The sequence below is a fragment of the Polynucleobacter sp. MG-28-Ekke-A2 genome, assembly GCF_035012985.1.
Lineage (GTDB): Bacteria > Pseudomonadota > Gammaproteobacteria > Burkholderiales > Burkholderiaceae > Polynucleobacter.
On sequence record NZ_JAYGQU010000010.1, the window covers coordinates 53973 to 76794 of the forward strand.

A 22822-nucleotide genomic window follows, 5' to 3' on the forward strand; every position below is an offset into this window, starting at 1 on the left:
TTTTTTAAAGAAGCGAGGGTTGAAAAATCAATCGATTTCAATATTGCGGTCTTTGGCAACCTTGGCCCAGCGCGCAATATCTTCTTTGATGTAATTAGTAAATTGAGGGGGCGTCATGGGCATTAAAGTCATCGCCTCGCTCGTCATTTTTTCTGAGAAGTCTGGTAGCGCCAATACTTTATTGAGTTCGGCATTGAGCTTGGCAACAATGGCCGGTGGTAGATTAGCTGGGCCCACCAGTCCATACCACTGTTGACCATCAAAGCCGTTAAATCCCAATTCTTTAAAGGTTGGGATATTGGGGGCTGCAGTACTGCGTTTAGCACCAGTCACAGCAAGACCACGAACACGATTGGTGTTGATATAAGGGAGGGCAGCAAATAAGGTTGGAAACATTGCCTGGGTCTGTCCGGCCAGTAGATCTGTGTAAGCAGGGCCTACGCCACGATAAGGCACATGCACCATGAATATTCCAGCTGCTAGCTTTAATTGCTCCATACCCAGATGCGTCAAAGTGCCTGGACCCGCGGATCCATAACTTAATTTGGCAGGATTCTTTTTGGCGTAATCCACAAACTCTTTGAAATTCTTGATGGGTAGATCAGGGTTAATGATGAGTACATTCGGTGTTGCGCCAATCATGCCAATCGGTGTGAAGTCTTTTATGGCATCGTAAGGTAACTTGCGGACAGCAGGGTTGGTGCCGTGTGTCCCTACATAAGCAATCATGAGTGTATAGCCATCGGCTGGCGCTTTAGCGGTTGCTTGCGAGGCAATTGATCCGCCACCACCACCCATATTTTCTACAACTACTGTTTGACCAATGGATCGAGAAAGTTTTTCTGCAACAGCGCGCGCAATATTATCTAGTCCGCCACCAGCAGCTACTGGTGCAATCAGTTTGATAGGTTTAGTGGGGTAGGCTGTTGCTGCACTTTGCGCCTGCGCATTGAAATGGAATGCCAATCCCAAAAAAGCAATGAGAAGGGATGACAAAAAAATCGGCTTTTGCCGATTGAACGTATTAGACATGTCTCGAATCCGAATTATTGTTATTGGTTAGTTTTGTACAGCTAAGCCATTTTACTATTGGCGGCTCTAGCCCTGCTCAGGCTTGGCTGGCTTTGAGTTTCTTTCGAATAGAGTGTTCTACGGGGATGGAATCTAGGTTTGGCTCCAGCGCCTCACGTTCATCAAAGACAAAGCAGCTGCCTTGGTAATGAGCGGAGCCCACCTCCTCGAAATATTTCAAAATACCGCCTTCTAGCTGGTAGCTGTGCTCCATGCCAATTTCCCGCATATATAAGCCAGATTTTTCACAGCGAATACCGCCCGTACAAAAGCTGACCAGCGTCTTATTGGCTAAATCATCTTTATGTGCAGAAATTGCTGCTGGAAACTCAGTAAACTTTTCAATATTGAAATGCAGTGCATTCTCAAAAGTGCCGTAGTCGACCTCAAAGGCGTTGCGGGTATCAACCATCACTACAGGGCGACCTAGATCGTCAGTACCGCGATCTAACCACTCCTGTAGTTTTTTGGGGCTAATGAAATTAGCACGACCTTCCTCAGGACGAATCGCTGGGTGATTCATGCGAATAATTTCATTTTTGAGCTTGATCAACATCTTCTTAAAGGGCTGATCCTCAGACCAGCTTTCTTTTGCTTGAAGTGGGGCAAAGCGGGGATCAGTGCGGAGCCAATCCAGAAAACCACGTAACTCATCCGTTTTGCCGGCAAGGAACATGTTGATGCCTTCACCAGTCAATAGAATGGTCCCCTTCAGTTGGCGGGCATTGCATTCATCCAGCATTTTGGCGCGCAGCTCTGGCAAGCCGTCTAGGCTGACAAATAAATAGGCGGCAATATTTAGAATCGACTTCATTTTTCTCTCACTGGGCTACAACAGCATTATCGAGCAAATAGGCTAAGGGGGTGTTAATCTTGAGGTCTTATTCAAAGGAGACAAAATCCATGCTGAAATTAGCAAAAATGGCTAAAAAAGCCTTTAAAAACAGCCTCTTAGCCACTTTGATGGCCTTAGGAGTAAGCGGTGTTGCTTTGGCACAAAATGCGGGTGTTGGCACATGGCCCACCCAAAAGCCAATTCGTTTAATTGCGGTCTTTCCGCCAGGTGGCTCAGTTGACCAGGTTGCACGTATATTGGCACCTGCTTTGCAAGCAGAGTTGAAGCAAAACGTGATTGTGGAAAACGTTGGTGGCGCCTCTGGTGTAATTGGTACCTCCGCAATGACTCGGTCCGATCCGGATGGCTACACCTTTGCAGTGGTATTTGATACCCACGGCGTTAACCCTAGCCTCAAAGACAAACTCCCCTATGACACGATTAAAGATATTGCTCCCGTGATTTTGGTTGGCACATCTCCCATGGTGTTAGTTGCAAGCAAAAAATCTGGCATCACTAGCTTTAAACAATTGGTAGATCTTTCCAAGACAGGTAAGCAATTTAGTTACGGTTCAATTGGGATTGGTAGCTTGGGTCATCTAGCAATGGCACGTCTTGCAAAACAAGCGGGCTTTGATTGGAATCACATCCCTTATCGTGGTGGTGGTCCTTTAATGCAAGATGCTTTGGGTGGTCAAGTAGAGTTAGCTGTTGGCTCAGAATTTTTAGTGAAGCCTCATATTGATAACGGTGGAGTTATTCCGCTAGTGATTACAACTGCCAAGCGTTCACCATCCTTGCCTAATGTGCCGACGATTTCTGAGAGCGGGTTCCCAGGCTTTAGTGCGCCAGCTTGGTGGGCGGTATTGGCCCCTGGTAAAACATCTCCGGCAGTGATCGATGCAATGAACAAGGCATTAAATAAAGCCTTAAAGACGCCTGCAGTTGCTGAGAAGTTCAAAATGCAAGGCATCCAAATTATTGGGGGCACCCCTGTTGCTGCACAAGACTTTATCGGCAAGCAAATGGGTATTTGGGGCAAGTTTGTCATTGAAAACAATATTAAAGAAACTGCTCAGTAAGAGTTGTTGATAAGCAGTATTAATAAAAGGTAAGTATGTCAGAACGTTTAATTCCGTATCAGCCAATGGATTTAGCGGAGCCAGCAGAGTTGGTTGCTGCAATTCGCAAAAGACGAGGCGGTCAGTTTATTAATTTAGATCGCATGCTCTTGCATAGCGTTCCAATTGCAGAGGGCTGGAATCACTTTATTGGTGAGATTCGGAATAACCTCTCTTTGGATCCGAAATTGCGTGAGTTGGCCATGTGTGGCGTAGCCGTCTTGAATGGTGCTGAATATGAATTCTTTCACCATGCGCCACCTTTTAAGAAGGCGGGCGGGACAGAGGAGCAGGTCCAAGGCTTACGACTTATTGGACAGCCGAATTTCCCAAAAGATCTGTACTCCCCGGTGGAAAACGATGCCGCTGAACTCACTTTTCAGATGACGCGCAATATCAAAGTGGATCCTGAATTAATGAAGCGCTTACAAAGGGCTCTGGGAAGTACGGATACCGTGGAATTAGTCACGGTAATCGCCGCTTACAACATGGTCTCCCGCTTCCTGATAGCGCTCGACGTTAATCCTGAAGATCATCCTCCGGCTTAAAGTTAAAACTTAGCCAAAGCCAAGTCGAAGCATTCATCAATATGATCCGCAACATCCAAACCATTATTCCTGGCATTGCTACCTCTGATGGTGCGGGTGTGAAATTGCGCCGTAGTCTGGGCGGTCAAAATCAAGTCAGGTTAGACCCTTTCTTGATGCTCGATGAGTTTTCCTCCAATGATCCAAATGATTATGTGGCAGGCTTTCCAGCCCATCCCCATCGGGGTTTTGAGACGGTGACCTATATGCTAGAGGGCCACATGTTGCATGAAGATCATTTAGGAAATCAGGGACACCTGAAAACTAGTGGCGTACAGTGGATGACGGCAGGGCGCGGCATTATTCATTCAGAGATGCCCCAGCAAGTGAGTGGCGCCATGCGCGGCTTTCAGTTGTGGATTAACTTGCCCGCCAAAGAAAAGATGAAGCCGGCTGGCTATAAAGATATTCAGGTTGAGGATATTCCGAAGATCGCTTTGGCAAATAGCGGCTCAGTAAAGGTCATTGCGGGCGCATATGAAGATGGTGGTAAAGCAGTTCAAGGTCCGATTCAGGGAATTACTACTGCACCTCTATTTTTAGATGTGCATTTACCACCCAACGCAGAGTTTGAGCAACGTATTCCAAAAGAACTCAATGCATTTATTTATGTATATGAAGGTGAGCTTGAATTAGGTGGGCCAATGATGCCTGCCCCAAAGCAGGCGGCTATTGTTCTTGGTGACGGAGATCTTTTCAAAGCGAGAACAGGATCTGTAGGCGCGCAATTTATTGTTCTGGCAGCTATACCCATACATGAACCCATCGTTCAGTACGGCCCTTTTGTGATGAATACTCGTGCTGAAATTGAACAAGCCATCGATGATTATCAAAACAATCGGTTTGTGGTTTCCTAGGTGACGCAATCAGCAAACCTTCAATGGGAAGAGGGCGAAAAAATCTGTTCCGCTCATTGGCATTCTGAAAATGGCATTGCGCCGCATAAAAAGATTCAGATCGCGGATGACACGCTGACTGCTGACATTGCTTATCGATTAGCTTGTGCAGGCACTGCGATGCTTTACAAGGGCGACTTTCAGAATGCGCGGCAACTCTTGCAGGCCTTGGTAAGAAGGGTGGACAAGCCTTCCAAGAAATCTACCAGAGCTGACAGAGTTACCAAAGAGAAAACCAAAAGCCCTTTAGATGCATTTAATCTGCATCGTCTCACCCAATCTCAGCGCGCACGTATTTTGGGTATGGTTCTCATCCATGTGAATGCTGACCATACGATACCTTTGAGACGCGCCCCAGATATAGCGCAGGCTTGCCATGAGGCTTATGGAACACAAGAAACTTCCTATGTAATTTCTTTGCGTGAGTTGCTTGGCGTCATTAGCGCTCATGAGTGGCGCAAGACAGGTGTTCAAGTTCTGACTAGGGATGATGAAGAGGTTCGCATTCATCCGCACTACGGTGTTTTCTCTCCAGTGCGCAGTGAATATATTGACTTGGTGCTGAAAGCCCCCTTACCAGAAGCAATAAAAAATAGCTCCATTGCTTTTGATATTGGGACGGGTACTGGAGTGTTGGCGATTATTTTGGCTCTGCGAGATGTTCAGAGGATTATTGCGACTGATCTAAGTGATCGAGCGATTGCTTGCGCGAAAGAAAATATTGACCACTTAGGCTTGAATTCTCAAATTGAAATTCATCAAACCAATCTTTTCCCCGAAACAAAAGCTGCGCTTATTGTTTGTAATCCACCCTGGCTTCCAGCCAGACCAAGCTCCTCGCTAGAGCATGCGGTGTATGACCCTGAGAGTCAGATGCTGAAGGGTTTCTTGAGTGGGTTGAAAGATCATTTGCTGCCAAATGGTGAGGGTTGGCTCATTCTTTCTGACTTAGCAGAGCACTTAGGCTTGAGAGCAAGAGAAGAGTTTCTGAATTGGATTGATCAAGCGGGCTTGAAGGTGATTGCGCATTTAGATACCAAGCCAACGCACAACAAGGCATTTGATAGAGCGGATGCATTGTATGCAGCGAGATCTAAAGAAGTCACTTCACTGTGGCGATTAACCCAAAAGTAGTACCACATTAAATAGCCCTACAAGCACCGCCCCCATTGGGATCATGGTTGTTAATCCACTACATCATCCTTAAAATCATTGAGAGTAGTAGTTAACTTACTACACATTTTTCGGTAAGTTAAATATAGTTTCTCTCATTCATTTTTTAAGGGTGCCATTTGCTTTCTGGTGCATTGTCTAGAAACATATTGCTAATTTCGGGGGTAACTTTCTCTCATGTATTAGCACTATTGATACTTTTATCGGGACCATTTGCGGGGTCAAAATCATCCGCTCCAGATTTTTTGATGGTAAATCTAGTAGGCAAAAGTACCTTGTCATCTCAGCAGAAAAAATCCCTGGCCGCACCCCAAATCAATACATCTTCTAGCAGTGAGCGCGATAGTTCCAGTGCTGTAAATGAGTCACATGCGCATAGTGATAGTAAGGAAGCTGGACGTCTGGCAGTAGGCACGGCTAGACAGGCTATATACAGCCCCAAACCCCATTACCCCTTAGCCAGCAGACAGCTTAAGGAACAGGGTTTGGTCATTGCAAGATTATGTGTAAGTGAGCAAGGCCTTGTGCAAGAAGTTGGTATCACCCAAAGCTCAGGCTTTCAGGGTTTGGATCGCTCAGCCATCAAGGCTTTGACTCGGTGGAGATTTGCGCCAATTGCAATAGCCCCTGCTCAGGTTTCTTTGCAATGCTTTCAGACACCTATTCAATTTACCTTGGAAGGTTAGTGCTTGAACGAGAAAAATACCTTAGATCTTGATTCAAAATGTATTCGATCAAGCCAACTTTTGCCTAGATGCATTCTAAGCGAAACCTTATTGGGTCACACAAAGCAGATCTTCATCTTGCATGATGGGCATTCATATCAATTGCGCATCACTAAATTAGGGAAGCTCATTTTGACGAAGTAAATATGAATTAACTTACTAGCCAGCAAGAGCATTTTCATATGCATATAGCCAGCGATTTTTTGTTTTTATCACTGGAGATGGTATATGAAGCATCAAGAAGTTTTTCGTCCTCGAAATCGGTTGGCCTGGTTTTCATCGTTTGTATTGTTATATGGAGGATCTTTTTCAGTTTGGGCTAATGCTCAAGATATTGAGTTACCTAGGATTGATATTGTTGGGCGAGAGGAAAAGGCCCTTTATAAAATTCCAGGAACGGTTGATGTTATTGACCAAAAGAAGATGGAGGAGTTGCAACCTCAATCCTTGCAGGACGTCTTAAAGACGATTCCTGGCGTCAATATTCGTGGTGATGAAGGCGGCTTAGGAGCCATTCCGAATATTGGTATTCGTGGCTTAGGCTCAGGTCGGAGCACAAAAGTATTGCTCCTGGAGGATGGAGCTCCAATTCAACCAAGCCTCTTCATTTCCAATGCCTCCTATTACAGCCCACCTGTAGAGCAAATCGACGGGATTGAAGTTTTAAAGGGCGCATCGGGCCTGAAATATGGCCCATCCAATATTGGTGGCGTAGTAAATTACCTTAGTAAAACACCTGCTCCAGGATTTAAGTTAACCGGCAAAGTGGGCAACTACGGATATCGTTTAGCAGAGCTTGAGGCAGGGGGAAAATCATCATCGAATGGCGCCATTGGAGGAATAAATCTGATTCAATCTGAGTCCAATGGATACCAAGGCAATGGTTTCAAGATGTACGACATCTTGGTGAAAGGGGGAATGGAGATTTCGCAGAATCAGTGGTTAAGTGTGAAATACACACATTACGATAACAATATCAATACCTCATATGTGGGTCTACGCCCAAATCAGTACAGCAATCAATCAAAAGATAATCCAGCGCCAAATGACCGCTTCATTACTCAAAGAAATGGTGTAGATCTCAATCATGCTATCGAAATTAGTCCAGAGACCAAAATCAATACCTTGATGTATTGGAGTAGGTTATCTAGAGATTATTGGCGGCAAAGTATTGTTAAACGCACGCAGGAATCGACACTCTTTAGAGCTTGCAACGTTGGTGCTGATTGCCTGATTGGGCGAAATCGAGAGTTTCAAATGTTAGGCATCGATTCTCGGGTAAGCCATGCCTATAAGGCTCTGGGGATTTCCAATGAAGCAGAGTTTGGATTGCGCTTGCATACCGAATCTCAAATCAATCAAGTATTGAGTTCCAAAACTCTCACCTATTCTGGTCGACTCACTTCGCAGGAAGATAACAAGGCTAATTCAGTGGCGGTCTATGCGCAAAACCGTTTCTTGCTGAGCAAAGACTTTGCCCTTATTCCTGGGGTACGAGTGGAAAGTTATAACCAGACCCGTTCAAATGCTGCTACTGGAAAAGCTGGTAGCGCCAAGAATGTAGAAACTATTCCACAAATTGGTGCTACCTGGCAGCTTGTTCCCCAAGTGCAGGCGTACGGTAGTGTTTATAAAGGTTTTGCGCCAGCACAGTTAGCCACCGCAATTGATGACAAAGGAGTTGATCAGCAGTTAGCCCCAGAACGCTCAACCAATACGGAGCTCGGTCTGCGTGGTCGCTCTGGCGCCTTTACTTATGATTCAGCTATTTTTAGCATGAACTTCAGTAATCAAATTGTGAATCAGAGCTTAGCTGCCGGAATTTCTAAAGCCAATGGCGGTAAAAGTTTGCATCAAGGTGCTGAGATGTCCTTGGCTTATGCGCTAGGAGGAGGATGGGGCATTAATGGTAATGCTACTTACATCCCGGTGGCTAAGTTTGTTGGCACGAGCTCTTTGGGGCGAGATGGTAATCGCATTCCGTACACGCCTAAATTAACTTCAAATTTGGGTGTTAGCTACGAAAAGAATGGCTTCAATACTTTAGTCAATCTGAATTATCTTTCTGCTCAATATGCGGATTCAGCAAATACAGTTGCGCAAAATGCTATTGGAACTTTAGGCGAGGTCCCAGCCTTTGCAACAGTGAATTGGAGCGCTAACTACGCTATTAACAAAGATTGGAAAGTGTTTGGGGTGATTAATAATGTATTTGATAGGCGGTATATATCTAGCAGGAGTCCAGATGGAATCTTTGCGGGAGCACCTCTCAATTTCCAAGCTGGTATGAGCTATCAATTTAATTGATAAGAATAGGCGATTTCTGAATTAAAGAAAAACGCCACCTCGATGGGTGGCGTTTGACTGTTACTTCAAAATGGTGGACCGGCGGAGATCGAACTAAATCCCATTTTCTAGATCAAAAACAATAGGTTACGTATTACCAAAAAGGTACGAATTTCAAAGAGTGCCCCCAAAAATACCCCCAGATTTCATTCGTACAATTTGATAAATTGTCTTCATATTCTGGAGGGGTTGGCGATGGAAAGAGAATCATACACACGCAGTGAAATATATGAACTTCTGTGGACTGAGCCGGCCACCAAGGTTGCGCTGAGGATTGGACTCTCGGATGTGGCCCTTGGCAAGTGGTGCAAGCAGTACGGTGTACCTAAGCCGCCATTAGGCTATTGGGCCAAGCTGGAGCATGGGAAGGTAACGGCACAGAGGCCTCCATTAGAGCCTTGGTGGAACGAACACGATCCTCTGATACATGTCCGCACTCGGGATAAAGCAATTATGGAGGCTAGGCTAAATAAGCCTGCTGAGCCCATTCCAGTCATTGAGGTTTACAAGGGTAATAAATTTCATGAGGAGATTGAGAAAACTTTCAGGGACTTCAAGATGGAAGGTTACTCAAAATTTGGAAGGTCAGAATCTAAAGCTGGCTTTGATGTCCAGATTGGTCCACATAGCGTTCCACGGGTAAAGCGAATACTTCAGACCCTCATCAACGAATTTCTCTCCCGCGGCTATAGGCTGGGTGGCCATCGAAAATATTCAAATGCAGAAGTTACTGCATTTAAGAGGGATGACGACGTAGTGACAATTGAGTTCTATGAGGTAAGCACTAAACCACCCAAACCCATGAAGAGAAAAAGCAGCTGGACTAGTGGTGGGCACACTCACTCATACATGATGGATATTGAATACATTCCATCTGGAAGGCTAGAGCTAAGAATTCGCCATAACGATATATATGGCTGGAAGATTGTTAAAGACTCTGAAAAGACTAGCGTTGAGGAGCAGCTTGGGAAATTGATAAATCTCATTGCTGAGCTTTCATTTGATGCCAAGATAGCAAGAGTGGAGCGAGAAGCTAGCGAAGCCAGAGAGCAGGCAGAGCGTAAGCGCCTAGCTGATATCAAATGGGCCAAGGAGGTCGATGCCTGGAAATGGGGTCAGCTCAAGGATGCAGCAGAGCGCTGGAATGAATTGGCCGTACTTAGAGAGTTTGTAAAAGCCATAAAGAGCAACAGGGTTGTAAGGCGTAAAAACAAAGAAGAGCTAGGCGGCTGGATAAGTTGGGCGCAAGAGCAAATTAACGCAAGGGATCCAATTTATAAGGTGGCAAGCGGTATGAGTCTGCCCGGACAGAATGAGCCCATTAGAGACGATGGATTTGAATAAAGTTTTCCGAGTACGCAGTCGGGAAAGAATTATGATTAACGCATGAGTGATCTTGAGTATGTTGGAAAAATAAAAGGCATGAAAACTCTCAAGCAGATGATTGAGAGTAAAGATGTCGTGCCTGCTTCCGAGTTAGCAAAAAATAAGGCTGAAGCAGAGGCTCAAGAGAAGGCTTTCGAGGAGGCCATAAGATCAGAGGAATCGCACCGTAAAACCAAAATCTCTACAGGCAAGGTCGAGGGGCGCGATCATTGGACTCGGGAGCCCTTTATCGAGTAAGTCAGGCGAGTGGCTCACCTGATGAGCTTTACTTGCCTTATCGTGTGTTCAGGCTGTAATGGAGTCTAGTGGCACTAGACAAACCTTATAGAATGAAAGAATCATGATTAATCAATTTGTCACTGCCCTTGCATTTTCTGCAACTAAGCATCGAGACCAGCGCCGCAAGGACGTTGAAGCATCTCCATACATCAATCACCCAATCGCATTAGTTGATGTTCTTGTAAACGAGGGCGGTGTTCTAAATTGGGATGTCCTATCCGCTGCCTTATTGCATGACACGATTGAAGATACCCAAACTACAGCTGAAGAGTTAACTAAAGCATTCGGAAAGAATGTAGCCTCAATCGTATTGGAGGTTACTGATGATAAGTCGCTACCTAAAGCAGAGCGCAAACTGCAGCAAATTGCACATGCACCTCATTCATCTCATGGGGCTAAGTTAGTCAAGCTTGCCGACAAGATTTGCAATCTTCGAGATATTTTGGCTTCACCCCCAAGTGGTTGGGATACCAAAAGGAAGCAGGAATACTTTGAATGGGCGGCATCGGTAGTGGCTGGCATTAGGGGATCGAACTCTAAGTTAGAGAAGGTATTTGATTCTTTACTTGAAAAAGGCAGGGCCGAGTATCAATCTGAGCTAGGTAAGTAAATCTTATGGCAAGTCTGAGCAAGTCTAAGATCATTGCCCACCGCCAGTGCCCTAAACGCCTATGGCTACAAATAAATCGGCCTGAGCTCATCCAAATTAGCGCAGCAACCCAGGTTAGATTTGATGAGGGCAACAAAGTTGGAGATATTGCTCGCCAGAATCATCCTGGCGGAGTTTTTATAGAGACTCTTAATCGAGTAGAAGCTATCACCCAAACTAAAGATGCTGTATCGAAACACCAAACAATCTTCGAAGGCGCCTTCTTCGAAGAGAATGTCATGATTCGTGCAGATTTACTCTTCCCAGAAAAAGATGGATATCGTCTAGTGGAAGTCAAATCTTCTACTGGCGTGAAGAGCTACCATGTTGATGATGTAACAGTTCAAAGTTGGGTCATGGAGAAGGCGGGTTGTTCGCCAACCAGTATGGCCTTAGCTTATATCAATAATAAATTTGTCTATCAAGGCGATGGAAATTACGAAGGTTTATTTACTGAGACCGATTTATCAAACCAGGTAAAGCCGAATATGTCTCAAGTGCAATCTTGGGTTGAAGCCGCCGAAAAAACCTTAGCATTAACAATTGAGCCTGCGATTGCTCCTGGTGAACAATGTACAGATCCATTTACCTGTGACTTTATTACCTATTGCTCTCCGCCTGAAGAGGGCGTGGAGTATCCAGTCGAAATCTTGCCCTACGGCAAATCGATTGCTTCCGAATTAAGGAGCGATGGCTACAAAGATTTGCGTGATGTGCCCTCCGAACGTTTGAGTAATCCCAAGCACCTCAAAGTGCATGCGGCCACTCTCAGTGGTCAGGCCATACTAGAGTCCGAGGCTATTAAGCAAATACAGGCTTTGCCATATCCACGTTATTACCTCGATTTTGAAACTATTGGTTTTGCTGTTCCGGTCTGGGCGGGCACGCGTCCTTATATGCAACTGCCATTTCAGTGGTCATGTCATATTGAGCAGACCGACGGATCGATCACGCATAAAGAGTTTTTAGATCTTTCGGGAAACGACCCCAGGGAAATGTTCGCCAGAACATTGATTGAGGCCGTTTCTACACAGGGACCAGTAATTGTTTACAACGCTGGTTTTGAGGGGGCGCGTATTAAAGAGTTAGCCACAGCCTTCCCACATCTTTCTTCAGGGCTATTAGCAATTCCTGATCGCTTCTTTGATTTACTGCCACTAGCGCGTAATCATTACTACCACCCTGATATGAAGGGGTCTTGGTCAATCAAAGACGTCCTGCCCACAATTGCACCTGAATTGGATTATGCAAACCTAGAGGTTAGTGATGGGGCAATGGCACAAGAAGCTTATAAAGAAGCTATACATAGCCAAACTACTCCAGAGCGAAAAGAGAATGTGCGGCATGCCATGCTTAAGTACTGCAAGCAAGATACGATTGCAATGGTCAAAATTGTGAGCGCTTGGAGCGATTATTCAACTTGACACAATGAATTAAAGGTCTGCATAATTGAATCTACATCAAGAGATGGCTTTGTCGCCACAGCAACCTGCTAACGCAGTAAGGTGCTAAAAAGATGAGACCCGAAGTGGGTAATCAAAAGCGACAAACCCACCTATTTTGGTGGGTTTTTTTTTGAGCCGCAGCATTACTGGCTCAGTATTTGAGCCTTCCAGTCTTGATAATTTGTTTGTAGAAATGAATCAATTAATTGGAGGTCTTATGCGCGATTACACATACTTAGGCGGTGCCCGATTCACCATAAACAATCTCTTTCGTAGCCTCAGGTTTGATATTGACCGTCTCGATATGAGTTGGGTCGATGGAGATAAGCCAGAATTTACAAGAGGGCTGCGCGTTGTGGATAACGATGAAGTTAATACGATCACTGTTGATGGTGAGGACGGTGACAACTTGATCTATAGCCTTACCTACATCTTTAGCAAAGAAGATGGTCATGAGGCTTTTAGAGCAGCAACAGATGCATATTTAATCGTTGCACTAGAAACAAAGGAGTTTTTGGTGACGAACCAAAAAAAGAATCCTGAGGGAAAGCCTGAGGTAGTGGAGGCAGTTATCCACTAAGCGAACCGAGCAGCATGTGTTTAAGGGCAGATTTAAACCGAATTGCCAAGCCCAGACATTTGTCAAATTGGCTAAAGAGGAGAAGTAAATGAATATTCAGTTAATACAAATAGAGCAGTTGCAAAAAAATGGTTTTCCAAGAGTGCTAAGACCTCAAAAATCATCCGAGTATGAATATGTTGGGATTGCCATAGAAGATCAGGGATCCCACTACTACTGGGCTAGGGGAGTTAGCTTAAGAATTACTGAGCAGGAGTACCGCTACATAAAGGCTAATCCAAAGTTGTATTACTTCTCTACCGCACTAAAGTTGCACTTAAAGATTGATAGATATCTTCATAGCAAGGATTTCGATGGACTTTGATCGATCAGGTTTAATTTCCCTCATTAAAAGCGAATTCAAGTTAGATTGGCAGGGCATACATGGGGCCAATCATTGGGCGCGGGTACTCAACCATGGGAAAAATATCGGTCAAATCCGTAAGGCCGATTTATTGGTAGTAGAGCTCTTTGGCTTCTTGCATGACAGTTGTCGCTTTAATGATGGTAGAGATCCTAAGCATGGAGAGCGGGCGGCAGAATTTGCTCATGGCATCCATGGAGACTTTTACCAGTTAACCCCAAAGCAACTAGATGCGCTTTGCTACGCCATGAAGCACCATTCTGGTGGAGAGGTTTCAACCAATAGAACAATTCAAACTTGCTGGGATGCCGATCGATTAGATTTAGGAAGGGTTGGCATCTTTCCTTCTCCACAATTTCTTTCGCAGGAAGCTTCACTTTTCATCGATCTTGCCTATGACTGGAGCACGCAGGCGCCAAGGAAATCCCATGTCAGATGACAATGACTCTGGAGGGATCATTGGGACAATTATTTCTGTCTTGATACTGGCCGCAATCTGGCCTTATCTATTGGCATTACTGGGTATCTATATTGCCTATATGGTCGTTTTGGCGATACTGGCATGGATTGCGGAAAATTGGATATTGACGATTAGCTTTATAGCTGGAATCCTAGCAATCTATTGCATCTTCAAATACAAACTTGTTAGCAACGCTCGGAAGTATGTATTTGCGAAAGCCCAACCAAATGCAATAGAAGTCAGGTTGGATGGTTTACCAGGCTCAACTGAGCGAAAATTTATTCCTTCTACGAATCTATATTGTTATTGGTGCACCAAGAAACTTGGTATGCGAGCCTGGGAAATGAATGGCAAGTATTTCTGTCGAGATTGCTATGAAAATAAATTGGGTTTGAACTGATGCGCATTGCCTGAGTGTTTATCTGGATCTTAAAAACGTCTAGGTATATCTAAAGCAATTCTTTTGATCCCAAACCAATCTTTCGATTTAACTACAATTTTTTTATGCAACCCCGTCTCTTCTTTATGAGCATTAAAATAGTTGATCCCAAAAGAAATGTCTGGACCATACGATACGATTTGAATTTTTTCAAGAGTAGGGAAATCATGGGCAATATGGGAGGTAGCTTCTGCCACTGCATTTTTGTATTGCGGATCTTCTGTAAACAGTAACGAGCCTGTAAGCCCCGCAATACTAATATCTTTACAACCAATTCCTATTAGCGCAGCTAAAGCCTCATAGGTAACGTTGTAAAAAAAGTCCTTACTTGGACGTTCTGTATTTCCATAAAAAGGTTTATACGATTCACAGTTAGGTGTAGAAACTAGGGCAATTGCTTTTAAGGTTGGAGTTAGGCTTTGCGTCGGAATAATGTCTATTGTGGGTAGTTGTTCTTTCATCAGAGATTCAGCATAAAACCTGAAAACATCTTCATCAATACCCATGGCTTGAGCGATATATTGCCCATGAATTCCCAGGTCATTAAATCCCCAGTTGGTTTCTATCATCAAGCCATCCACACCAGAATTTAATTCAATTTCTTTAGAGATTCGCTCGAATATGATTTCTAATGGCGCTCGATGTGGGAGTTCAAGAATTAAATTTTTCACTTTAGTACTGTTCAAGGCTCTTTTTAAGTTCGCTTGCTACTCTTGCTTTTAAGCTGGCTGGTGCAATCACTTTTACGCCTGAGCCATGCTTCAGAATATCCATGACTAACTCTGGATCTTGGTTGTAATCGAACTCTAGGTTAAAGAAGCCTTCTTTATCAAAGCTACCAACTTGCTGGCCATGCCAGTGCTCGCCAGCTACCCAGCGAGCATGTTCAGGCGTAAAGCGTAACTTCGCCCTCTGGGTGGCTTTACCTGAAAAGATGCCATAACTTTCGGCAAAGTGATCATGACAATCCTTTTCGGCCACTTCCTGAGTCTTCTTATTTGTTAATACTGCGCTTCTGATGCCATCAATTGCAAAACTACGCAGATCATTACGCATGTGACAGTAGGCATCAAGATACCAATTCTCACGGTAGTAGATGAGACGCTGGGGGGATATCTCTCGCTTGGTATCCTCGCCTTTACCCTTTGAGTAATAGTCAATTTCAAGGCGATTGCGTTTAAGAAGGGCAGCGCCAATCTCGGAGAAGTTTTCAATTGAGTTCTTGCGCGAACCCATGCCAATAACCTTAATGCGTTTACGCAGTTCCTTGGCTGAGGTTTCGCTTTGACCCAAGATGCCATCAATAATGGATGTTAGCGGTTCAATGTGGGGCCCAATCAAGCCGCCTTGATCAAGCGATGAAAGCAAGTGCTGCATCAATACAAGGGCGGTAGCCTCTTTTTCAGAGAACCAAAGCCCAGGCATTTCAATCTTGTCTACATGATCTGGATTCTCGAACTTATAGCCTCCCATGAAGCGGTCATAAACGATAGAGGCCTTTAAACGACTACGCAGGTACTCAAGATCACGTTTAAAGGTAGCAGGGGAGATCTCTAGCTCATCTAAGAAATCCTCTCTAGGGACGCATTTACGCTGTTGAATCATGTACTTAATGCGGTGTAGGCGTTCTAAATCACTCATCAAGGCTCCAAATAGGACATTTATTGTTTTTATAACTTTAATCAGTTTAAGGCTCATTTATTGAGCTAGCAAGTAATTAATCTACCTATACAGAGCTAAATGCTTAATCCGTAGGGAGTTGAAAATGATCAAATTTATCGGTATTTTCTTTATGTTTTTGAGTTGGGCCGCTTCATCGAATGGGCTTAGTCTGAGCCTAGCGCTGTGGTTCCTATTTGGCCTCTTTTTAGTGTGTAGCCAAGGTATCTTTGGTCACCTCCTATTTGTAGAGCGAGAGAAGGTACGCGCCCAATACAGGAGAAGAAGATGAGCGAACAATTCCCAAAGCTCAATTGCTCGGTTGGTGATTTAGCCATTACTGTTAACTGCAAAATCCCTGAAAACCTCGGCAATATTGTGCGCATTGTTTCGTCCGGCGGATTTCAAGAATGGCAAGGATATAGCGAACCGCTCTACACCTGGAATGTAGAAGTAGCCACTGAGGGTGGCTCACTATTTTATGAAGGCGAAGACGGTATTGAGGCATATATCTCAGGGCCAGCTCCAGATATTTACCTTAGGCGCTTGACTCCACCGCAAGGATATCTTTTAGAGGAATTCTCCGAGTCAGAGCAGTTGCAAATGGAGTTATATGAGCAAGACTGTTTAGAGGGCGTTGAGTAATTGGAAAATCCTGTGATACACCACACCATCCCAGAGGACGAGAAGATCTATCGCAGGCCAATTGCGCTGTACTTTGGCGGCCCATGTACTATTCGGCAGCAGGAGATATTGGATAAGCGTGCAATTAAATGGGATTGCTCGTATGAATTTGTTTTAAACGATGATTTTGCTGACACGATTAATAGCTATAGCAACGCTCGCGCAGATAGCGATAAAAACTATTTTGACTACTGCCTTTTAATCCATTCGGGTATTAGCGCGGTCTACTCGCCTAAGGTCTGGACTGATAGTTATACCCACAATGGCTTTAGATACCCCAGGCTATTACTTAAAGATGGTTTCATTCGAGATAAAAACAGGGTCAAACGTTTTTTTCTAAGAGATGAAGTAATAGATTTACTAGGGCAGACTCTTGAGGAGCATACCGAGTATGAATATATTGAATTTAAAAGGTTAAAGAATGTCTAGAAGCGGACATATTCACTTGCGTTGTGAGTTAGGCAGTATTGCCATGATTACTAATAGTAAGTTTTCAGTGAATCGAGGTCTGATCGTAAAAGTCATCGAGCCTATGGGCTTGATGCGTTGGCCAGGCTTTGATACAGAGGTCATGCCAATCTGGCGCGTACAAGTATTAGCTCAGGGCCATACGATTTGTTATCACCTACCCAAAAAAGGGGAGTTGAGGCATGAGAAAGTGGGTTTGGTGCCAGATCGATTCTTGCAATGTCTTACTCCTTTATCTGGGCAAATGCGTTTTGAGTTCGAGGACTATGAGCCTGAACCTGATCTAGAGCCAATGGCGCTCTAATAACTTAAGAAAAAATACCATGAAAAAATTAATTACCCTGGCGATATTTAGCGCTGTAAGCAACCTTGCATTCGCGCAACCTATTCAGACTCTTCCCAACGGCGCAGGAGGTTACAACACCTATGGCCGCAACGGAGCACTCACTCAGACATTGCCTAATGGGGCTGGCGGTTACAACTCTTATGGGCCAAATGGACAGTTAACTCAAACATTACCCAATGGTGCGGGAGGATACAACACCTATTCTCCAAATGGACAACTCACACAAACCTTGCCAAATGGTGCGGGTGGTTACAACACATATGGACCCAATGGAGGAGTGACTCAAACATTGCCCAGTGGTGCGGGCGGTTACAACACCTACACGCCTAATGGAAACCTCATACAAACTCTGCCCAATGGTGCTGGCGGCTGGAATACTTACTGACAATAAGCAGTTTTCAGGCAATCATCCATTGGCTTAATTCCTGAATCTGCTTTTCTGAGATTCCGGTATTGGGGTTGCAGCGAATGAGTTCTGGGCAAGGAGTTGGAAATTCCCAATAGGAGTCATCCAAGGCTTTCCAGTTGCTTGCTCCATGTGACTGTAAAAAATTCACAATCTCCTGATAGCGCGGATGTTTGCCAATGACTGGTGATCCAGTAACGCCAATAACCAGACTGGATATTGAGTTTGGTAATAGTTTCTGTAGCTTTTCAAGGCTATGTGTGAAGCGCCAACTCGAAGAAATCACAATTCCAATATTTGATCCTTCAAGAGTTTCCTCAAGCAGATGAACTCTATTGAAAGGGTCTTCACCAGCGAAGTGGGTTGGGTGGAGCACTCCATCAAAATCCAAGAAGAGTAATTTATTCATAATAGGTCGTTAAATTCCAGCCATTCGTGCCTACAAGCTGCACATTTTCTTGAGCTTGGATACTTTGGGGGAGGTGGATCACCCAGTTCCCTTTGCTTCACAATTTTTTGTTTAAAGAATTCCCCGCGCTTCTTGCCGCATTTTGGGCAATACAAATTGATGGTGTGAGGTTTAGCTTTAGGATCATCATGTAAGTGCGCCTCAAAACTCATTGCCGTGATCCATTCTGGAGACTGCATGATCTTGCAGGGCACTTTAATGTTCTCTATCTGAAATACATCACCACGAACGCTCAGCTTAATATTCGGACCCGCAGGCCGTGCTGCCAGGAATGAAATCACAACCCCAGAATTAACTTCAATATAGCCTCTCCAATTGATTGCTTTCTCAATCAAGCATCTAGTTTGGACGCCCCTTACACAGAAGATGGCCTCCCCATTGAAGAGGGCTATATAAAGTTCTTCCGCTAGGGAAGCCTTAGTAGTTTTTCTGGGCTTTAATCGTTTCAATACCGCCAGAAACTCCTCGGTATCGATGATCATTTCGGCAATCATTGTCTTTTGCTGGGCGAGTAGCCAATCCGATTTCCGTTGTTATCAAAGACATTAGTCACGCCAGTTGGTGATTGGGTCTCATAGCCAATACGATTGCCGCTGTTATCATACACCCCATTATTGGCGTTGTAGTTGTACTGACTGTTGTTGTAGTTATATGGGGAGTTATTGTAGTTATACGAACTATTGTTGTAGTTGTACTGACTATTGTTGTAATTAAAGGGCGAGTTTTCCCAGCTAGTCACTTGGGCATAGCTGAGGCTAGAGATAAGAAGGGTGCAAATAAAAAGTAACCGTTTCATTGCTTACCAACCTTTCGCTGAAGGCGCCTGAGGCGCTTGGCGTGGAGTATTAATTGTTGTATTGGGACTAGCGTAAACAGGAGTGGTAGAAGTTCCTTGATACGCGCCCTGAGAACTATAAAAATTAGTCTGCCCGTTATCGGTCTGAAATGACTGAACATTCTGACCGGTAGCGTTATAGACATTAGTTACGCCACTTGGCGATGTTTGGCTATAGCCGCGGTATTCACCGGTCGGACCATAAATAGCCTGGGCGGAGGCCCCGCACATCAAAAGAACCGCTTGGGCAATCAAAAGCAGGGTGATGAGGTATTTCATGGGCGACTCCCAAAAAGTTATCTGAAAACACAACAATTTCAGAATAAAAACCTTTGAGCTCACCTAATGAGCTAGTGGGTCGAGAAAATGAAAAAACTAATAAATTTCATAAAGAGCCCATGCTTACTAGCGCCCTCATACTTATTACACTCATGCCCCTGCAAGTCTCCCCAAGGGGAAATTCGACGATTCCATTGGGTACGCCATTGGCAGTAGCTGTATTTGTGGATACTGCAAAGATATTAGGCTTTCCAGAGCTAAGATTAAGAGACTCGCGGGGAAACTTATATGTAGCAAATAAGACTTTGCTAGAAGAGCCTTTGGCAATGATCAATGATCAAGCTTTTATTACCCACGTTAGCACTTTGAATAAGCGAAAAGCCTATATCGTTTCATATGTAAAGCTGAAAACTAAAGCACAAAACCAATAATTTATAACTACATAGCCATATGAAATTTGCACTTCAGTCAATCAGCAGCCTAGGGGCAATCCTTTTGGGATTTCTATTGTTAGCCAACGTAGGGATTACCAGCGCAGGTAGGGGGGAGCTTGAATCACTCTCAGCGGTAGAGCGAGCAGTGATTACTGAAACTATTCAAGCCGACGGTACTGTGGTTGAAATTGACCAGCTAACCACGCTAGTCAAATCCCAATTGGTAGTTGATACAGAGTCCCAAGCTGATCTGCCATATAACTCAACGCTATCTAAGCTAGAGGTCCTAGAGGCTTACACAATTACCCCTAAGGGCGAGAAGATACCTGTTGCGCCCAATGCCATCAGAACCGTAGAGGATGACAACAGCACTGGGGCAGCAATGTTCTCTGACCAGAAGCACAAGATCATCATCTTTCCAAAGGTAACCCCTGGTTCTAAGACTTATTACAAAACCAAGCTCACAACCTTTAAGCCTCTATTGCCAGGGTACTTTTATACGCGCCTGACATTTTCTCCGAATGTAGAGGTATTGTCTTATGAGTACAACTTAAATTATCCCGAAGATCTAAAGCTCTATAGCGATATCAAAGACGTTAAGCAAACTAGGGATGAGGTAATAGATGGTGTGCGCCATGTGAGTTACACCTATCAAAACCTGAAGATGAAAAAGAAAGAGCAGCTTCAGGTTGCTAGCAGTGATTTTTCCCCTCACATCTATATCTCAACATTTGCTAGCCAAGAAGACTTTGCTAAAGCCTATGAGGCTCGCATTGCGGATAAGTCATTAGTAACCCCCGAGATCCAGAAGATGGCCGATGAAATTACTAAAGACGTTGATAAGAAGGCGGCTGCGGATAAGACGCTGAACCTAAAGAAGGAGCAGGCTCGAGTGCTTTATAACTGGGTTTCTCGAAACATCCGTTACGTAGCCATCTATCTTGGTGATGGAGGTATAGTGCCGCATGACGCCACAAGCATTCTGAAGAACCGTTATGGCGACTGCAAGGATCACAACGCGTTGCTCATAGCCTTGCTGGCAGCAAAAGGTATTAATGCAAGTAGCGCCTTAATTAACTCAGGCGTAGCCTATACGCTTCCCAAATATCCTGTAATTGGGCCATTTAACCATGTCATTACTTATATACCAGCTTGGGACCTCTATTTGGACTCTACGGCAGAGATGGCGCCATTTGGTACCTTGCCATCAAGCGAGATAGATAAGCCGACCTTATTAACTAAGTTAGCTAAGGTGGGGCATACGCCGAAGCCAAAAAAGGAAGATAGCAAAATCCTTACCGGTATCACTATGCAAATAGAGAAGGACGGTCAGATTAAAGGAAAAACACACACTATATATTTTGGGAGCGCTGAAATTAATGCGCGATATAGGTATGAGGGCGCGGAAACTACGCTTTCAGAAAAGCTCGTCAGAAGTGATCTGGCTAAATTTAGGCAGACTGGTGAAGGCAAGATCACAACCAGTTACGTATACGATCTCAATGAACCCTTCACAACAAATACAGAGTTCACGTTGGATGCTATTGCTAATGTGCCTGGACCAGGAGCCATAGCCATACCTGTTGGCCTCGCGCCCGGTGAGCTAGCGCTCATTGCAAATGATAGGCCTCCAGAGAAATTCACCGTGCCATATACATGTGCCACTAAGTGGATAGGGGAGAGCTACAAGATTGGATTTCCAAGCAATGCCAAGGTAACTCGCATTCCGCCAAATACGAGCTATAAGAAGGGTGGCATAGAGTATGAGTCAACTTACGAAGAATCTAAAAACGTGGTCTCAGTAACAAGAGTTTTGAAGGTGCAAAGGCCTGGCGCTGTATGCCAGCCTGAAGAGCTTCAGAAGTGGAAAGACTTTTACCAAGTATTTATCAAAGACATAAGAAGTCAAATATTCTATGATTAGGAGTAATCATGAAGCCAATAGTCTCACTTCCCCTATTTTCTTTCTTACGATATGTTCTTGACCCTTTAGTTGATAACCAGCAGCTTGAAGGGGAGAAGAGGTATAAGTTTTTTGGTGATAGAGAAGTCAAGTATGCTTTTATGGATAAGATCATCAGCATGTGCTATTCAAATAAGCACGAATTTCTTGGGTATAGGGAAATAACCTGGGATAAATCTTCAGCCTCTGTATCAACATACATTAATGGGTATCAAAAATATACAGATGAGTTTATTGACCTCACAAACCCAGAAATTAGAACAACTATTTATTTAAATGAAACAGAAAAGAGGTACTCTCACTGGATCGAGTTAATTGATGAGTACACAGTTCAATACACCTCGAACGGACATGAAGATTCTTTTTTTAGGCAAGAGTTTTATAAAAACTTTTACCCAGTAGAGGGAGAATCATTAAGTTGGAAGAGTTTTTCAAAAAGAAACCACTGGGTTTCTAGCGAACTTTCTGGGGACTCTAAAGACTATATAGTTAAGGAAATTTGGAATGAACAAAATTATTCCTTCATTGAATACAGCAATCTTCATGGAGATGTTTGCTATGAATGCATAAGAAGATTTGAATCGCTACTACTTCTATAGACACTTTCTAGCCTAATATTTAGTCTATTAGGAGGTGTGTAATGAGTACAAGAAGACGGTTTACTGAAGAGTTCAAGTTAGAGGCAGTCAAGCAAGTCGTTGAGCGAGGATTTGGGGTTCGAGATGTGGCTGCTAGGCTGGGCACCTCACCCCATAGTCTGTATGCCTGGATTAATAAATATGGTATTCCAGCCGAGCAGCGTCTAGTGGGGGATGATCAAACGGCTAAGCTTAAAAGACTGGAGGCGGAGCTGCGGCGGGTTACCGAAGAGCGCGACATCCTAA

The 22822-nt window shown here is 44.2% G+C and carries 31 protein-coding genes and 1 riboswitch; of the genes, 23 read left to right on the forward strand and 8 right to left on the reverse strand.

The features are described from left to right. Nucleotides 1–27 precede the first annotated feature (27 nt). Both VC188_RS07750 and VC188_RS07755 read right to left on the reverse strand, forming a co-directional pair. The gene (locus VC188_RS07750; RefSeq protein ID WP_255533355.1) at nucleotides 28–1032 is read right to left on the reverse strand and encodes a Bug family tripartite tricarboxylate transporter substrate binding protein; all 1005 of its coding nucleotides are present in this window, start codon (nucleotides 1030–1032) and stop codon (nucleotides 28–30) included. Nucleotides 1033–1108: 76 nt separating this feature from the next. Beyond that, the gene (locus VC188_RS07755; protein ID WP_215320597.1) at nucleotides 1109–1885 is read right to left on the reverse strand and encodes a sulfurtransferase; all 777 of its coding nucleotides are present in this window, start codon (nucleotides 1883–1885) and stop codon (nucleotides 1109–1111) included. Nucleotides 1886–1974: 89 nt separating this feature from the next. On the opposite strand from VC188_RS07755, the gene VC188_RS07760 reads away from it, so the two are divergent. The 15 genes from VC188_RS07760 to VC188_RS07825 all read left to right on the forward strand — a co-directional run bounded on the left by VC188_RS07760 (nucleotide 1975) and on the right by VC188_RS07825 (nucleotide 14356). Next, on the forward strand, nucleotides 1975–2988 hold the full coding sequence (locus VC188_RS07760) for a tripartite tricarboxylate transporter substrate binding protein (RefSeq protein ID WP_216154544.1): 1014 nt from the start codon (nucleotides 1975–1977) through the stop codon (nucleotides 2986–2988). Between the two features lie 35 nt (nucleotides 2989–3023). After that, nucleotides 3024–3575 carry a carboxymuconolactone decarboxylase family protein gene (locus tag VC188_RS07765; RefSeq protein WP_216192318.1) on the forward strand — a complete coding sequence of 184 codons (552 nt, stop codon included), beginning with the start codon at nucleotides 3024–3026 and terminating at the stop codon, nucleotides 3573–3575. Between the two features lie 41 nt (nucleotides 3576–3616). After that, a complete protein-coding gene (locus VC188_RS07770) occupies nucleotides 3617–4471 on the forward strand; it encodes a pirin family protein (protein WP_323483566.1) in 855 nt (284 codons plus the stop codon). After that, the gene (locus tag VC188_RS07775; protein ID WP_216192316.1) at nucleotides 4472–5644 is read left to right on the forward strand and encodes a methyltransferase; all 1173 of its coding nucleotides are present in this window, start codon (nucleotides 4472–4474) and stop codon (nucleotides 5642–5644) included. 287 nt (nucleotides 5645–5931) lie between these two features. Continuing rightward, nucleotides 5932–6369, forward strand: a complete 438-nt coding sequence (locus tag VC188_RS07780) for an energy transducer TonB (RefSeq protein ID WP_323483567.1) — start codon at nucleotides 5932–5934, stop codon at nucleotides 6367–6369. Nucleotides 6370–6429: 60 nt separating this feature from the next. Then, the gene (gene hemP, locus VC188_RS12050; protein ID WP_370623809.1) at nucleotides 6430–6552 is read left to right on the forward strand and encodes a hemin uptake protein HemP; all 123 of its coding nucleotides are present in this window, start codon (nucleotides 6430–6432) and stop codon (nucleotides 6550–6552) included. 84 nt (nucleotides 6553–6636) lie between these two features. Beyond that, nucleotides 6637–8715 carry a TonB-dependent receptor family protein gene (locus tag VC188_RS07785; RefSeq protein ID WP_323483568.1) on the forward strand — a complete coding sequence of 693 codons (2079 nt, stop codon included), beginning with the start codon at nucleotides 6637–6639 and terminating at the stop codon, nucleotides 8713–8715. A gap of 234 nt (nucleotides 8716–8949) precedes the next feature. Continuing rightward, complete coding sequence (locus tag VC188_RS07790; RefSeq protein WP_323483569.1) at nucleotides 8950–10098, forward strand: hypothetical protein; 1149 nt, start codon at nucleotides 8950–8952, stop codon at nucleotides 10096–10098. A gap of 42 nt (nucleotides 10099–10140) precedes the next feature. Continuing rightward, nucleotides 10141–10377, forward strand: coding sequence for a hypothetical protein (locus tag VC188_RS07795; protein WP_323483570.1), 237 nt, complete (start codon nucleotides 10141–10143; stop codon nucleotides 10375–10377). A gap of 106 nt (nucleotides 10378–10483) precedes the next feature. After that, a complete protein-coding gene (locus tag VC188_RS07800) occupies nucleotides 10484–11029 on the forward strand; it encodes an HD domain-containing protein (RefSeq protein WP_323483587.1) in 546 nt (181 codons plus the stop codon). Nucleotides 11030–11034: 5 nt separating this feature from the next. Next, nucleotides 11035–12492, forward strand: a complete 1458-nt coding sequence (locus VC188_RS07805) for a DUF2779 domain-containing protein (protein ID WP_323483571.1) — start codon at nucleotides 11035–11037, stop codon at nucleotides 12490–12492. Between the two features lie 28 nt (nucleotides 12493–12520). Then, nucleotides 12521–12618: riboswitch (SAM-I-IV-variant riboswitch) on the forward strand. Nucleotides 12619–12643: 25 nt separating this feature from the next. After that, nucleotides 12644–13093: a hypothetical protein gene (locus VC188_RS07810; protein WP_323483572.1), complete on the forward strand. Its 450-nt coding sequence runs from the start codon at nucleotides 12644–12646 to the stop codon at nucleotides 13091–13093. An 88-nt stretch (nucleotides 13094–13181) separates the two neighbouring features. Then, on the forward strand, nucleotides 13182–13457 hold the full coding sequence (locus VC188_RS07815; RefSeq protein ID WP_112208968.1) for a hypothetical protein: 276 nt from the start codon (nucleotides 13182–13184) through the stop codon (nucleotides 13455–13457). After that, complete coding sequence (locus VC188_RS07820) at nucleotides 13447–13935, forward strand: hypothetical protein (RefSeq protein ID WP_112208969.1); 489 nt, start codon at nucleotides 13447–13449, stop codon at nucleotides 13933–13935. Before VC188_RS07815 ends, VC188_RS07820 begins: the two co-directional genes overlap by 11 nt. Further along, on the forward strand, nucleotides 13925–14356 hold the full coding sequence (locus tag VC188_RS07825) for a hypothetical protein (protein ID WP_323483573.1): 432 nt from the start codon (nucleotides 13925–13927) through the stop codon (nucleotides 14354–14356). Before VC188_RS07820 ends, VC188_RS07825 begins: the two co-directional genes overlap by 11 nt. Before the next feature lie 29 nt (nucleotides 14357–14385). Here VC188_RS07825 and VC188_RS07830 read toward each other — a convergent pair whose 3' ends face one another. Both VC188_RS07830 and VC188_RS07835 read right to left on the reverse strand, forming a co-directional pair. Next, nucleotides 14386–15081, reverse strand: coding sequence for a hypothetical protein (locus VC188_RS07830; RefSeq protein WP_323483574.1), 696 nt, complete (start codon nucleotides 15079–15081; stop codon nucleotides 14386–14388). Continuing rightward, entirely contained in the window at nucleotides 15068–16036 is a 969-nt protein-coding gene (locus VC188_RS07835) for a YafY family protein (RefSeq protein ID WP_323483575.1), read from the reverse strand. The genes VC188_RS07830 and VC188_RS07835 overlap by 14 nt, the downstream gene beginning before the upstream one ends. A gap of 306 nt (nucleotides 16037–16342) precedes the next feature. On the opposite strand from VC188_RS07835, the gene VC188_RS07840 reads away from it, so the two are divergent. From VC188_RS07840 to VC188_RS07855, 4 genes are read left to right on the forward strand one after another with little or no spacing between them, the layout of a single operon-like run. After that, the gene (locus tag VC188_RS07840) at nucleotides 16343–16699 is read left to right on the forward strand and encodes a hypothetical protein (protein ID WP_323483576.1); all 357 of its coding nucleotides are present in this window, start codon (nucleotides 16343–16345) and stop codon (nucleotides 16697–16699) included. Nucleotides 16700–16711: 12 nt separating this feature from the next. Then, nucleotides 16712–17167, forward strand: a complete 456-nt coding sequence (locus VC188_RS07845) for a hypothetical protein (RefSeq protein ID WP_323483577.1) — start codon at nucleotides 16712–16714, stop codon at nucleotides 17165–17167. Beyond that, nucleotides 17160–17510 (forward strand): hypothetical protein, encoded by a 351-nt coding sequence (locus VC188_RS07850; protein WP_323483578.1) that lies wholly within the window; start codon nucleotides 17160–17162, stop codon nucleotides 17508–17510. Before VC188_RS07845 ends, VC188_RS07850 begins: the two co-directional genes overlap by 8 nt. A 19-nt stretch (nucleotides 17511–17529) precedes the next feature. Continuing rightward, nucleotides 17530–17937 (forward strand): hypothetical protein, encoded by a 408-nt coding sequence (locus VC188_RS07855; protein ID WP_112208977.1) that lies wholly within the window; start codon nucleotides 17530–17532, stop codon nucleotides 17935–17937. A gap of 13 nt (nucleotides 17938–17950) precedes the next feature. Here VC188_RS07855 and VC188_RS07860 read toward each other — a convergent pair whose 3' ends face one another. From VC188_RS07860 to VC188_RS07875, 4 genes are read right to left on the reverse strand one after another with little or no spacing between them, the layout of a single operon-like run. Continuing rightward, the gene (locus VC188_RS07860) at nucleotides 17951–18367 is read right to left on the reverse strand and encodes an HAD domain-containing protein (protein WP_323483579.1); all 417 of its coding nucleotides are present in this window, start codon (nucleotides 18365–18367) and stop codon (nucleotides 17951–17953) included. Continuing rightward, nucleotides 18364–18921 (reverse strand): hypothetical protein, encoded by a 558-nt coding sequence (locus tag VC188_RS07865; protein WP_323483580.1) that lies wholly within the window; start codon nucleotides 18919–18921, stop codon nucleotides 18364–18366. The genes VC188_RS07860 and VC188_RS07865 overlap by 4 nt, the downstream gene beginning before the upstream one ends. After that, entirely contained in the window at nucleotides 18918–19223 is a 306-nt protein-coding gene (locus VC188_RS07870) for a hypothetical protein (protein WP_323483581.1), read from the reverse strand. Before VC188_RS07870 ends, VC188_RS07865 begins: the two co-directional genes overlap by 4 nt. A gap of 3 nt (nucleotides 19224–19226) precedes the next feature. Next, a complete protein-coding gene (locus VC188_RS07875) occupies nucleotides 19227–19541 on the reverse strand; it encodes a hypothetical protein (RefSeq protein ID WP_323483582.1) in 315 nt (104 codons plus the stop codon). Between the two features lie 119 nt (nucleotides 19542–19660). On the opposite strand from VC188_RS07875, the gene VC188_RS07880 reads away from it, so the two are divergent. The 4 genes from VC188_RS07880 to VC188_RS07895 all read left to right on the forward strand — a co-directional run. Further along, nucleotides 19661–19972 carry a hypothetical protein gene (locus tag VC188_RS07880; protein ID WP_323483583.1) on the forward strand — a complete coding sequence of 104 codons (312 nt, stop codon included), beginning with the start codon at nucleotides 19661–19663 and terminating at the stop codon, nucleotides 19970–19972. A gap of 19 nt (nucleotides 19973–19991) precedes the next feature. Then, the gene (locus tag VC188_RS07885; protein WP_323483584.1) at nucleotides 19992–21899 is read left to right on the forward strand and encodes a DUF3857 and transglutaminase domain-containing protein; all 1908 of its coding nucleotides are present in this window, start codon (nucleotides 19992–19994) and stop codon (nucleotides 21897–21899) included. 8 nt (nucleotides 21900–21907) lie between these two features. After that, on the forward strand, nucleotides 21908–22537 hold the full coding sequence (locus tag VC188_RS07890) for a hypothetical protein (protein ID WP_323483585.1): 630 nt from the start codon (nucleotides 21908–21910) through the stop codon (nucleotides 22535–22537). Nucleotides 22538–22578: 41 nt separating this feature from the next. After that, on the forward strand, nucleotides 22579–22822 hold a 244-nt coding region (locus VC188_RS07895; RefSeq protein WP_323483586.1), incomplete at its 3' end, for a transposase.

Excerpts from the sequence above, each read along its gene's own strand:
- VC188_RS07750 (WP_255533355.1), bottom strand. The coding sequence starts at position 1,032 with ATGTCTAATACGTTCAATCGGCAAAAGCCGATTTTTTTGTCATCCCTT.
- VC188_RS07755 (WP_215320597.1), bottom strand. The coding sequence starts at position 1,885 with ATGAAGTCGATTCTAAATATTGCCGCCTATTTATTTGTCAGCCTAGAC.
- VC188_RS07760 (WP_216154544.1), top strand. The coding sequence starts at position 1,975 with ATGCTGAAATTAGCAAAAATGGCTAAAAAAGCCTTTAAAAACAGCCTC.
- VC188_RS07765 (WP_216192318.1), top strand. The coding sequence starts at position 3,024 with ATGTCAGAACGTTTAATTCCGTATCAGCCAATGGATTTAGCGGAGCCA.
- VC188_RS07770 (WP_323483566.1), top strand. The coding sequence starts at position 3,617 with ATGATCCGCAACATCCAAACCATTATTCCTGGCATTGCTACCTCTGAT.
- VC188_RS07780 (WP_323483567.1), top strand. The coding sequence starts at position 5,932 with ATGGTAAATCTAGTAGGCAAAAGTACCTTGTCATCTCAGCAGAAAAAA.
- VC188_RS07785 (WP_323483568.1), top strand. The coding sequence starts at position 6,637 with ATGAAGCATCAAGAAGTTTTTCGTCCTCGAAATCGGTTGGCCTGGTTT.
- VC188_RS07790 (WP_323483569.1), top strand. The coding sequence starts at position 8,950 with ATGGAAAGAGAATCATACACACGCAGTGAAATATATGAACTTCTGTGG.
- VC188_RS07795 (WP_323483570.1), top strand. The coding sequence starts at position 10,141 with ATGAGTGATCTTGAGTATGTTGGAAAAATAAAAGGCATGAAAACTCTC.
- VC188_RS07805 (WP_323483571.1), top strand. The coding sequence starts at position 11,035 with ATGGCAAGTCTGAGCAAGTCTAAGATCATTGCCCACCGCCAGTGCCCT.
- VC188_RS07815 (WP_112208968.1), top strand. The coding sequence starts at position 13,182 with ATGAATATTCAGTTAATACAAATAGAGCAGTTGCAAAAAAATGGTTTT.
- VC188_RS07820 (WP_112208969.1), top strand. The coding sequence starts at position 13,447 with ATGGACTTTGATCGATCAGGTTTAATTTCCCTCATTAAAAGCGAATTC.
- VC188_RS07825 (WP_323483573.1), top strand. The coding sequence starts at position 13,925 with ATGTCAGATGACAATGACTCTGGAGGGATCATTGGGACAATTATTTCT.
- VC188_RS07835 (WP_323483575.1), bottom strand. The coding sequence starts at position 16,036 with ATGAGTGATTTAGAACGCCTACACCGCATTAAGTACATGATTCAACAG.
- VC188_RS07840 (WP_323483576.1), top strand. The coding sequence starts at position 16,343 with ATGAGCGAACAATTCCCAAAGCTCAATTGCTCGGTTGGTGATTTAGCC.
- VC188_RS07850 (WP_323483578.1), top strand. The coding sequence starts at position 17,160 with ATGTCTAGAAGCGGACATATTCACTTGCGTTGTGAGTTAGGCAGTATT.
- VC188_RS07855 (WP_112208977.1), top strand. The coding sequence starts at position 17,530 with ATGAAAAAATTAATTACCCTGGCGATATTTAGCGCTGTAAGCAACCTT.
- VC188_RS07860 (WP_323483579.1), bottom strand. The coding sequence starts at position 18,367 with ATGAATAAATTACTCTTCTTGGATTTTGATGGAGTGCTCCACCCAACC.
- VC188_RS07865 (WP_323483580.1), bottom strand. The coding sequence starts at position 18,921 with ATGATTGCCGAAATGATCATCGATACCGAGGAGTTTCTGGCGGTATTG.
- VC188_RS07870 (WP_323483581.1), bottom strand. The coding sequence starts at position 19,223 with ATGAAACGGTTACTTTTTATTTGCACCCTTCTTATCTCTAGCCTCAGC.
- VC188_RS07875 (WP_323483582.1), bottom strand. The coding sequence starts at position 19,541 with ATGAAATACCTCATCACCCTGCTTTTGATTGCCCAAGCGGTTCTTTTG.
- VC188_RS07880 (WP_323483583.1), top strand. The coding sequence starts at position 19,661 with ATGCTTACTAGCGCCCTCATACTTATTACACTCATGCCCCTGCAAGTC.
- VC188_RS07885 (WP_323483584.1), top strand. The coding sequence starts at position 19,992 with ATGAAATTTGCACTTCAGTCAATCAGCAGCCTAGGGGCAATCCTTTTG.
- VC188_RS07890 (WP_323483585.1), top strand. The coding sequence starts at position 21,908 with ATGAAGCCAATAGTCTCACTTCCCCTATTTTCTTTCTTACGATATGTT.